The organism is Pseudoduganella sp. RAF53_2 (assembly GCF_052113985.1).
Lineage (GTDB): Bacteria > Pseudomonadota > Gammaproteobacteria > Burkholderiales > Burkholderiaceae_D > Rugamonas.
In genome coordinates this window covers 1-9,768 of sequence record NZ_JBFRDW010000168.1, presented here as the reverse complement: position 1 = coordinate 9,768, position 9,768 = coordinate 1, and the positions used below count along the sequence as shown (strand labels likewise).

Sequence of the window (9,768 nt, the reverse complement as noted above, 5' to 3'; positions counted from 1 at the left end):
GAACAGGGTGATGTTCGGATGCGCGCGCACTTTTTCTTCCAGCGTCACCTGCACGGCGTGGCCGGTGGCGTCGGCAGCGTGAATGATGCGGCGCTGGCTATGGCCGCCTTCGCGCGTCAGGTGGAAGCCCAGTTCCGCGCTCTCGTCGCGGGTGAAGGGCACGCCCTGGTCGATCAGCCACTGGATCGCTTCCCGTCCGTGTTCAACGATGTAGCGGGTGGCGCCCTCGTCGCACAGGCCGGCGCCGGCGATCAGGGTGTCCGTGATGTGCTGCTCGTGGCTGTCGCCGGAATCGAGCACCGCAGCTATGCCGCCCTGGGCCCAGTTGCTGGCGCCATCCAGCAGCTCACGTTTGGAAATAACTGCAACTTTTCGGCTTTCCGCCAGGTGCAGGGCTACCGACAGGCCGGCCAGTCCGCTGCCGACGATGGCTACATCAAATTTCATGGTGATTCGGGATTTTATGCGGTCAAGAGCAATACTATAGACCATTTGCCATCCCTCCGCAGGCTTGCGCTCCCTCAAAACCCTGATGCCAGTGCGGGCGCATCATGGTTGAGGTCTCACCGGAGGAGGCGGAAGTGATCCGGATCTTCAATCACTACGTGTCGCGCATGGCCCTGCTTCTGCTCCTGATGGAGCTGGCCGTCCTGCTCGCGGCAGCAGCGCTGGCGACGCTGGCCGGGCTGCATGAGGTGCGGCTGATTGGAAGCACCTGGCTTTCCGCGACAGTGTTCTCGCTGGTCATGGTCTTCATCATGGCTGCCCTCGGCATGTACCGCAATGAGGTGCACGAAGACCTGCCTGGCATCGTGGCGCGCGTGCTGCCGGCGTTTGCTCTGGGATTCGCCATGCTGTCACTGGTGCCGCACCTGGTGCCTAGCCTGTCTTTCCTGCTGGGTGCTGGTGGCGTTCTGATGACGCGGCTGCTGCTGCGCGGTTCCGCCCAGACCAGCATGCTGGTACAGCGTCTGATACTGGTCGGCGATGGCGTGCTGGCACGGGAATGCCTGGAGCTGGCGCGCAGCCGCCAGGGTTTTCATCGATTCGAAGTGGTTGGCTGCGTGCCGGTTGAAGGCGAATTGCGCTGTGTGCCGTCGGCAGTGGTGCTGCCCGTGTGCGGAAGCCTGCTGGCGCTGGCGCGCAAACACGGCGCGCATGAACTGGTGGTATCGATCGGCGACCGCCGCAATGGGACTTATCCCGTCAAGGAATTGCTGGCCTGTGCGCTGGGTGGAGTTCGGGTGATCGATGCCGCGACCTTTTTCGAGCGGGAAGCATCCCAGCTCCGGATCGATTCCATGCAACCGAGTTACCTGACCTTCGGTGGCGGCTTTGATCAAAGCCTGCTGCGGGCTGCGGTCAAGCGCGGCTTCGACCTGGCCGCCAGTGCTGCCATTTGTCTGATTACCCTGCCGCTCATGGCCGGAGCGGTTCTTGCCATTTTGCTTGACGATGGCGGTCCTGTGATTTACCGGCAGGAGCGCGTCGGGCGCGATGGCAGGCTTTTTTTTCTCCTGAAGTTCCGCAGCATGCGCCAGGACGCGGAACACGATGGCCAGCCGCGCTGGGCGCAGCAGGCTGACAAGCGCATCACATCCACCGGCCGCTGGTTGCGCAAGCTGCGCATCGACGAACTTCCACAATTGCTGAATGTGTTCCGCGGCGAGATGAGCTTTGTCGGGCCGCGGCCGGAACGCGCCTTCTTCGTCTCCCAGTTCCAGCGCCAAATCGCGTATTACGACGTGCGCCACACGATCAAGCCCGGCATCACGGGCCTCGCCCAGGTGCGCTATCAATACGGCGCCTCGATCGAGGATGCGGTGTGCAAGCTGCAATATGACCTGTACTACGTGAAAAACAATAGCCTGTTCCTTGACCTGCTGATTCTGGTCGACACGGTGCAAGTTGTGCTATTCGGTAAGGGCAGCCGCTGATTTTAGCGTCATAGGGAGCAAGCATGGCCAAGAAAAAGCTGCTGGTGGTGGAAGACGATCCGGGCTTGCAAAGGCAGYTGCGCTGGGCGCTGGATGATTATGACACTGTGTTTGCGGCGGACCGTGACATGGCGCTGAATCAGCTGCGCCGCCACCAAACCGCCGTGGCGACCATTGATCTCGGTCTGCCGCCGGATACCGATGGTTCGGCCGAAGGCCTGGCCTTGCTGAAGCAGATGCTGGCGATTGCTCCGGATATGAAGGTCATCGTGCTGTCCGGGAACCAGGACCGCGGCAATGTTCTGAAAGCCGTAGGGCTGGGCGCTTACGACTTTCATCAGAAGCCGCTGGAAACAGACCTGTTGCGCCTCATGATCGAGCGCGCCTTCTTCCTGCACACCGTCCAGCAGGACAACCGGCGCATGCTGCAGACGGAGGTCGACTCGCCGCTGGCCGGCATTATTACGCGCGACCCCGGCATGCTGCGGGTCTGCCGCAGCGTGGAAAAAGTCGCGCCCAGCTCGGCGACGGTGATGCTGCTGGGCGCTTCGGGCTGCGGCAAGGAGTTGCTGGCACGCGGCCTGCACGAGCTGAGTGCCCGTCACGGCAAACGCTTCGTCGCCATCAATTGCGCCGCGATCCCGGAGAACCTGCTGGAGAGCGAGCTGTTTGGCTACGAAAAGGGGGCATTCACGGGGGCCGAGCGTCAGACGCTGGGCAAGATCGAACTGGCCGGCGGCGGCACATTCTTCCTCGATGAAATCGGCGATATGGCGATGCCTTTACAGGCCAAGCTGCTGCGCTTCCTGCAGCAGCGGATCATTGAGCGCGTCGGCGGCCGGAATGAGATCGCAGTCGATGTGCGCATTGTCTGCGCCACACACCGTAATCTGAAAGCATTGGTCGATGCCGGATCATTCCGGGAGGACCTGTTCTATCGTTTGAGCGAAATTGTGCTGGTGATTCCGCCGCTGCGGGAGCGCATGGGCGACAGCGTGCTACTAGCCCACCACTTCCGTCATCGCTTTGCCAACGCTGAAAGCCGTCCCGCCATGGCTTTCAGCACGGACGCGCTGGCGGCGATCGAGGCACACGGCTGGCCTGGCAATGTGCGCGAGATGGAAAACTGCATCAAACGTGCGGTCATCATGGCCGACGGCCCGCACATCACGGCGGCCGACCTGGGTTTGCCGCCGCTTGCCGCGCAATCCGAGAGCATGGATCTACGGGAAGCACGCAGCGGCGCCGAGTACAAGGTGATGGTGCGCGCTCTGGCGCGAACCGGCGGCAATATCGCGCGCGCCGCCGAGCTGCTTGGCGTGAGCCGGCCGACGCTGTACGACCTGATGAATCATCACGGCATCAAGTAAGCCTTTCCAGCGCCTTGGTGTCGAAAACCAGTTTTGGGAAGGAATTCTCGTGGCGGGATAAGTGGACCCAGGGGAACTGCGACGCCACCATCCACTGCCACTCGCCGCAGCAAAGAAAGACTGCCGATCCGAGCGGCGTTGCGCCCATGCGCCTGTGCGCGCGCAGCGATTCCGGATTGAAGGCGGATATGCGGCTGCAGGTCCATTGAACGCCAACGGCGTGCAGGCGGCGGTTGGTCRCGTCCCACAGCCTGCAAAAGGCGGTGCCAAGCCGCATCTCCGGTTGCACGAATACGTCGAAGTCCCACGCCGAGTGCGGCGAAGGCAGGCAATAGCGGACGCGCACATCATCTTCCTGATAAGCGCCGAACTGGTACCAGATGAAGCCTGCCAGTTGCTCGCCACGCCAGGCAGCCAGGCTGTGGGCGCCCTGACGGAAGCGGCGCGACAGGATGTCCGCACACCGCGGATAGCCAGGCGGGACGTCTTCTATGGTGACGATCGGGCTCACCGTAATACAGCCATTGCATCGCTGGCGTGCCGGCTCGGTCGCGACGCGTTGGGCCACAAACAAATAGCGCTGCAGACGCCAGCCGACGCTTTCCACCAGACGGGAGAGGGCGTACCAGGCAGCGCTGTGCCATCCGAGTTCAGCAATGCAGCGTCGTATCCGGTTCTTCATTGAGCCATTAGACCGCTGCGGTGCCTGGCGCCGTTTGATATCCGTCAAACGCTCTGCCTGTCCCATCGCAAGAAGCGAAACCTCGAATTCGCGAATCATGAAGCTGTCTCACTGACGGTGCGAGGAAATGATGGTCAGCCCAACCTGGAATACCGGCAGCCAACGCGGCTTCTACGATTACTACGAGAAGGAAAGCGCGGGACAGGCGGCGCTGGAACGCTTTGCATCGATCCAGCGCACGGTGCTGCGCGCGCTGGGTGCTCCAGAGGCGCCTTTGTATGTTGCCGATATCGGTTGCGGGGCGGGCACGCAGTCCCGCCTGTGGGCCGAGGGCGGACACGAAGTATTTGGCGCCGATATCAATGCGGCACTGATTGCCCTGGCGCGCGAACGCTCGGCGGATGCCGGATTGCAGATCGGTTTCGCAGTCGCTTCAGCCACCGATCTGCCCTGGCCGGATGCCAGCATGGATCTGTGTATAGCGCCTGAACTGCTGGAGCACGTCGAAGACTGGCAAGCATGCCTGCGCGAGATGGTGCGGGTACTGCGGCCCGGCGGCAGCCTGTATATCAGCACCAGCAATGTGCTGTGTCCACGGCAGGAGGAGTTCCAATTGCCGCTGTACTCCTGGTATCCGCCGGCGTTGAAACGGCACATCGTGCAGTTGGCGATGACGAGCCGCCCCGAACTGGCGGGGTATGCAACGTATCCCGCGGTGAACTGGTTCAGCTATTACGGCCTGCGCGACTGGCTGACAGCGCGTGGCGTGCGCTGCCAGGACCGGTTCGACCTGATTGATGTGAACAAACTGGGACGGGCCCGGCGCACCGTGATTTCTGCCGTTCGTGCCTGGCCCGGACTGCGTTGGCTAGCCCATGTCGCCACGCCTTACACCGTGGTATTGGGCACACGTCCGCGCAGCTGAGCGCGCATGGCAACAACGGCGGCCATCAGGTAGTAAGGTACGTCGTAATACAGCAGGCTGAGGAAGGCGCCGCCAACTGCAAATCCCACCATGCTGGCCTGGATCATGCGCGCCAGCGATCCCGCCCAGGCGAATTCCTCCTGCATGGCTGCCTGGCGCACCACCACCGTGGCGGAGCGCCATGTGAATAATCCGAGCAGCATATAAAGCACGAGCCCGACGTAGCCGTGTTCGCCCAGCGCCTGAAAATAGATGCTGTGCGCCGCATGCACGTCGCTGGGAACCGGCGCGTACAGAAAGAACGCGAGGGGTTCTGAAACCTCGAAGCCACCGCCGAAGAAGCGATCGCTCGCCAGATTGAAGGCCATGCGCCATGCATTGATGCGGCCCATTGCCGAGTCGTCCTCCTGGTAAGAGTTAATGGAATCCATGCGCGTTGACCAGCGCTCCGGCATCAGCACCAGAACCAGCGGAACACAAATCAGCAGCAGGGCGCCGCCGAGCAGTTTGTGGCGGCTCTTCAGCCACATGTACACCAGCATTGCGCCAATGGCCAGGAGCGCACCGCGTGAGTAGGAACCCAGTGTGGCGACAGCCGACAGCAGCATGGTAGCGGTCATCCCGTGCTTGAGCCATTTCCTGTGGGTAGCCAGCTGCAGATAGCGCATCAGGGGGATGGTCACGATCAAGGCCAGCGCCAGCGCGTTGTTGTCGCCGATGAAGGTATCCTCCGGCCCCCACACCAGATCGGCGCCACCGGTTCGCAAGGTAAAGATGCCGCCTTTGACGCCGTAAAAGCCCAGGGAAAGCACGATCACACCGATCAGGCGCTGGATGTCGGCGCGCTCGCGCAGCACCATCAGCGTTACCAGGTTCATCAGCATGATCTTCATCACCTTGCCCCACTGGGTCCAGGCCGCATTCGGAAACATGGCGAACAGGGTGGTGATATTCATCCACCATATAAAGGTGAGCAGCAGAATGGTTTCGGGTGTCCATGGCAGGCGGCAGGACTGCGGCGCCTTCAATATGCTGAAAAATGTACAGATCGCGATAATCATTGCGACCGGGAAGTGCTGGGCATAGCCCCAGCCCTGGGTGTGGGGATTCATGACGCTGACCAGTACCCACATCAGCACGCCATTGATGGGGTCTTTCAACACGAATGGCAGGCTGGCGAAGATGGCGAGCAGGATTAGGATGTCGCGCATGCGGCGTCACTGTCAGGTGTAGTAGCCGTAATACTCCACGCCGGGAAAGGCGCGCGTCTTGTTGTAGACCAGGTTGACATTGCGGCCGGGTTCCAGGCGGCCCAGCGCCTCGCGCACCGCGTTCTGGGTAGTGGTTTCGGCCTCTACCACCATCACCACCTGGCCCATTTGCGACACGAGGACGCTTGCCTCCGTCGTAATGAGCAAAGGCGGCGAATCGAAGATAACGATGCGGTCCGAGTAGCGGGAGGCGATTTCTTCCAGAAGACTGCTCATATTGCGGCTCGCCAGCAGTTCGGTGGCGTGACGGTTGGCGCGACCGGTGGGCAGAATGCTGAGCGAAGGCACATTGGTCTTGAGGATGACATCGGACAGATCCATGCTGCCGTTGAGCAGCACGTCCATCAGGCCGATGTCGGCATGCAGGCCCAGGACCTTGAGGACGGAAGGGCGTGCCACATCGGCATCGACCAGCAGCACCGTCACGTCCTTTTCCATCGCGATGCTCATGGCCAGGTTGATGGCGCAGTAAGTCTTGCCTTCGCCGGGCAGGGCGCTGGTGACGATGATCAGGTTGCCGCGGTTGGCTGTTTTGGCGTCATGCAGCAAGGGGCGCTTGATGATGCGGAAGTCTTCGGCCACCGGCGTACGCCCGCCATCGTGGGTGAGCATGCCACGCTGGAGCAGCCTCACGAGGTTGATATCCGCGAAACCGGGCTCTGGCATTTCGTTTCCAGCTTCCAGCAGCACTTCGGGCAGTTGCATTACTCACCCCACAGCTCAATGGATGAAGGCGTAGGCCATGACGCCGCCATAGCAAGCACAGAGGCAGGCCAGACCTGCGCTGAAGCCGATGCGGCCGTGGCGGCGGCGGCGTTGCTCGGCGTCGGTCCAGTTCATCGACACGGTGCCGATGACACGGAAGCCCGTTGCCTCGCGCAGTTCAGCGGGACTGAGGAAGGTCGGACGCAGTTGACCCAGCAGAAGCGCCACCGCGCCGCTTGCCAGGATCGAAACCAGCAGCACGACGCTGAACAACAGGGCGCGGTTGGGACCGATCGGGCGCAAGGGCACGGTAGGCGGATCGATGATCTTAAAGCTCATCATCTCGGTCGTTGTGCTGAGTTCGCCTGACAGCTTTGCCGACTCGCGCCGCGCAATCAGCTTCTCGTAGTTTTCCTTGTTGACCTGGTAATCGCGGTTCAACTGGGCCAACTGAGATTCCACTTCGGGGACGGCATTGCTTCGCGCTACCAGGCGTTCATGGCGCACTTCCATCTCCTGCACGCGAGCTTTGACCGCGGCCACGTGCGCATCCGCTTCGGCCAGCGCCACTTTGAGCTGCTGCAGCATGGGGCTGTAGCCTTTTCCTGGGTCGGCACCCGGAACGCGTTTTTTCGCCTCATCGGCCTTGCGCTCTTCAAGCTGCCCAATCAAGCGCAGGGTGGCGACAATGTCCGGATGCAGGTCGGTATATGTGGTGCGCAACGCGTCGAGCGATTTATTCAGGGCGTCGATGCGGCTATCGATTTCCGGATTCTCTACGGCCGGCGCGGCACTGGTGCCGATGACAGGCTCATCRCCATTGGCCTGCGCCRCCAGGGCAGTGCGGGAGTGTTCGGCTTCCACCAGTTCCAGTCGTGCGGTATTCAGCGCATCGGCAGAAATCAGGATTTGCGCGCCATAGTCGACACCCTGGCGCGGCAGCAGGGTGTTGTGTTTCAGCTTGAATTCCTTCATGGCGTTTTCGGCGGTGAGCAGTTTGTCTTCATAGCTGCGGATTTGTTCGTCGATAAATTGAACAGCCTTCTCCGAATCGCCTTTCTTGCCCTTGAAACTGCCTTCGACAAAGATGGTGAGCAGCGACTGCACCACATCACGCACCAGGCGCGGGCTGGAGTGATTGTAGCTAATGGTGTAGATGTCGTAATTGGCCGTGCCGCTGATGTGGATCGCGTTCATCAGCTCATCGACCTGTTTCTCGTGCTCGCGCGGTGTGCGGGCGTTGATGTCGAGGTCCACCATGCGCATCACGCGCTCGATATTGGGCCGGGTCAGCAGGGTGCGGCTCATGATTGCAACCTGCTGTTCGACGTTGGGCACACTGGTCATGCCCGCCATCAGCGGCTTGAGTACGCTTTGCGTGTCGACAAAGACCCGGGCCGAGGTCTGGTAATCGTCGGGCAGGGTGTAAACCTTCAGCCACCCCAGCGCGGCAACCAGCCACATGACCATGAAAGCGGGCCAGCGGTACTTCCAGATTCCTTTCAGGCTGGACAGCAACTGGCTGATCATCGGTTCCATGTCCAGGCGCTCCATGGCTAAAGGCTTGAATCGATTATATGGCTCGGTTCGGCGAGCGCACGCCGAACCGGCCCAACACTTGCGCCGGATCAAGTCCGGCTTCAATTCCGAAATTATTCATTGCTTGCGGCGGCGGCTCAGCAGCGACATGCTGAGCAGGCCGGCTGCAACCACGGCCAGCGTTCCCGGTTCCGGCACTTCCTGCTGCAATGCGTTGGCCAGCGTGTTGTGCTGGATCGTGATCTGGTAGCTGGTGCCACCGGTCAGCATCGGCGTGGTGGAACTGTATGCCGTCGTGCCGGGGTTGTAGGTCAGGATGCCCGTGCTGGCGTCAGTCCGGCTGACGGCGCTCAGTGCGTTGAGTGCGCTCGGTTCGAAGGCGAATACCGACAAGCCGGTCGACAGGTCCACGATGTTGATGCTCCACGACAGGCGGGCGTTGGCATTTGACGTCGGACCTGCGCCAGCGGATACGAAGGCTTGTGTGTAAGGCGTGCCGTCAAATGCAATCGTCATCGTTTCCGAATTGCCGAGAACAAAGCTGAAGGTGGTCGAGGTGCCCACATCCGAGTTGCCGGACGTGACCGTGTTCAGGCCGGTCGAAGCGTCGGCGCGGGTCTGTGCGTGGGCACCTGCGGGGCCGCCGTTGATGCTGATGGAGGAACCGGTCAGATTCTGGTCGGCGTAGCCGAAGCTGCCCGGCACCGGCGGCGGGCTGGCAAAAGGCGTGAAATTGTCTTCGACCAGCGGGAAGCAGGGCGCTCCCACGCATTGATGCAACACGTTGGGATTGGTGCCGCTCAGAATGCCGCGCGAATCGCTGCCTGCCGCGAAAATGATGTCGCGSGAGGCCGTGGCGTGGGCATCGTTGGTGCCGGACAACTGAGAAAAATCGGTGTTGCTGAATGCCGCACCGTTGGCATGCAACAGGCGGAAATTATTGATGTCCAGGATGGCGGACGCGAACGTCGAGGCCTGAGCCGCTCCGGCCACTCCCAGGCCCAGCGCCGCTGCAGCGGCCGTGGCCATCAGGCTTTTTTTCAAGGTGTTCATGGCTTGCTTCTCCTTTTGTGTTGGCGGCGAAGTGCCGACGCACACCGTTCAGCAGCATCCGTGCCACAGCGATTTCCCTCATCAAATCAAATGCTTGCGCGGACCGAGCTGAGCGCGCGACGGCGCATGAAAAAAAGTCCGACGCGCGGGAACCTTTTGAAGATCACTGCGCTCTGAGTGAGATGAGCCACGATAACGACAGCATTGTTTCGTTCGCGGCAGAGCCTGCACTGCGTGATCTTTTAATTGGAGAGAGCGGCATGGATACTGCCCTGAACCACCAACT

At 61.4% G+C, this 9,768-nt stretch carries 9 protein-coding genes; 3 read left to right on the top strand and 6 right to left on the bottom strand.

Annotated elements, in window-relative coordinates:
* Positions 1–447, bottom strand: a 447-nt coding sequence (locus AB4Z11_RS12230) for an FAD-dependent oxidoreductase (RefSeq protein WP_442025521.1), incomplete at its 3' end; no start/stop codon positions are given.
* Positions 448–551: 104 nt separating this feature from the next.
* Here AB4Z11_RS12230 and AB4Z11_RS12225 point away from each other — a divergent pair.
* Positions 552–1,937, top strand: a complete 1,386-nt coding sequence (locus tag AB4Z11_RS12225; protein ID WP_442025520.1) for a TIGR03013 family XrtA/PEP-CTERM system glycosyltransferase — start codon at positions 552–554, stop codon at positions 1,935–1,937.
* 23 nt (positions 1,938–1,960) lie between these two features.
* Positions 1,961–3,307 carry a PEP-CTERM-box response regulator transcription factor gene (gene prsR, locus AB4Z11_RS12220; protein ID WP_442025519.1) on the top strand — a complete coding sequence of 449 codons (1,347 nt, stop codon included), beginning with the start codon at positions 1,961–1,963 and terminating at the stop codon, positions 3,305–3,307.
* On the opposite strand, the gene AB4Z11_RS12215 is transcribed toward prsR, so the two are convergent.
* Positions 3,300–4,088, bottom strand: coding sequence for a GNAT family N-acetyltransferase (locus tag AB4Z11_RS12215; protein ID WP_442025518.1), 789 nt, complete (start codon positions 4,086–4,088; stop codon positions 3,300–3,302). The two genes, prsR and AB4Z11_RS12215, sit on opposite strands and share 8 nt — an antisense overlap.
* A gap of 28 nt (positions 4,089–4,116) precedes the next feature.
* Here AB4Z11_RS12215 and AB4Z11_RS12210 point away from each other — a divergent pair, with 28 nt between their 5' ends.
* A complete protein-coding gene (locus AB4Z11_RS12210; protein WP_442025517.1) occupies positions 4,117–4,914 on the top strand; it encodes a methyltransferase domain-containing protein in 798 nt (265 codons plus the stop codon).
* Here AB4Z11_RS12210 and AB4Z11_RS12205 read toward each other — a convergent pair.
* The 4 genes from AB4Z11_RS12205 to AB4Z11_RS12190 all read right to left on the bottom strand — a co-directional run bounded on the left by AB4Z11_RS12205 (position 4,878) and on the right by AB4Z11_RS12190 (position 9,482).
* Positions 4,878–6,125, bottom strand: coding sequence for a putative O-glycosylation ligase, exosortase A system-associated (locus AB4Z11_RS12205; RefSeq protein ID WP_442025516.1), 1,248 nt, complete (start codon positions 6,123–6,125; stop codon positions 4,878–4,880). The genes AB4Z11_RS12210 and AB4Z11_RS12205 overlap by 37 nt on opposite strands.
* 12 nt (positions 6,126–6,137) lie before the next feature.
* Positions 6,138–6,890 (bottom strand): XrtA-associated tyrosine autokinase, encoded by a 753-nt coding sequence (locus AB4Z11_RS12200; RefSeq protein ID WP_442025515.1) that lies wholly within the window; start codon positions 6,888–6,890, stop codon positions 6,138–6,140.
* 15 nt (positions 6,891–6,905) lie between these two features.
* Positions 6,906–8,429, bottom strand: coding sequence for an XrtA system polysaccharide chain length determinant (locus AB4Z11_RS12195; RefSeq protein ID WP_442025514.1), 1,524 nt, complete (start codon positions 8,427–8,429; stop codon positions 6,906–6,908).
* A 117-nt stretch (positions 8,430–8,546) separates the two neighbouring features.
* Positions 8,547–9,482 (bottom strand): EDSAP-1 family PEP-CTERM protein, encoded by a 936-nt coding sequence (locus tag AB4Z11_RS12190; protein ID WP_442025513.1) that lies wholly within the window; start codon positions 9,480–9,482, stop codon positions 8,547–8,549.
* Between the last annotated feature and the right edge of the window lie 286 nt (positions 9,483–9,768).

Excerpts from the sequence above, each read along its gene's own strand:
- AB4Z11_RS12225 (WP_442025520.1), top strand. The coding sequence starts at position 552 with ATGGTTGAGGTCTCACCGGAGGAGGCGGAAGTGATCCGGATCTTCAAT.
- AB4Z11_RS12210 (WP_442025517.1), top strand. The coding sequence starts at position 4,117 with ATGATGGTCAGCCCAACCTGGAATACCGGCAGCCAACGCGGCTTCTAC.
- AB4Z11_RS12205 (WP_442025516.1), bottom strand. The coding sequence starts at position 6,125 with ATGCGCGACATCCTAATCCTGCTCGCCATCTTCGCCAGCCTGCCATTC.
- AB4Z11_RS12200 (WP_442025515.1), bottom strand. The coding sequence starts at position 6,890 with ATGCAACTGCCCGAAGTGCTGCTGGAAGCTGGAAACGAAATGCCAGAG.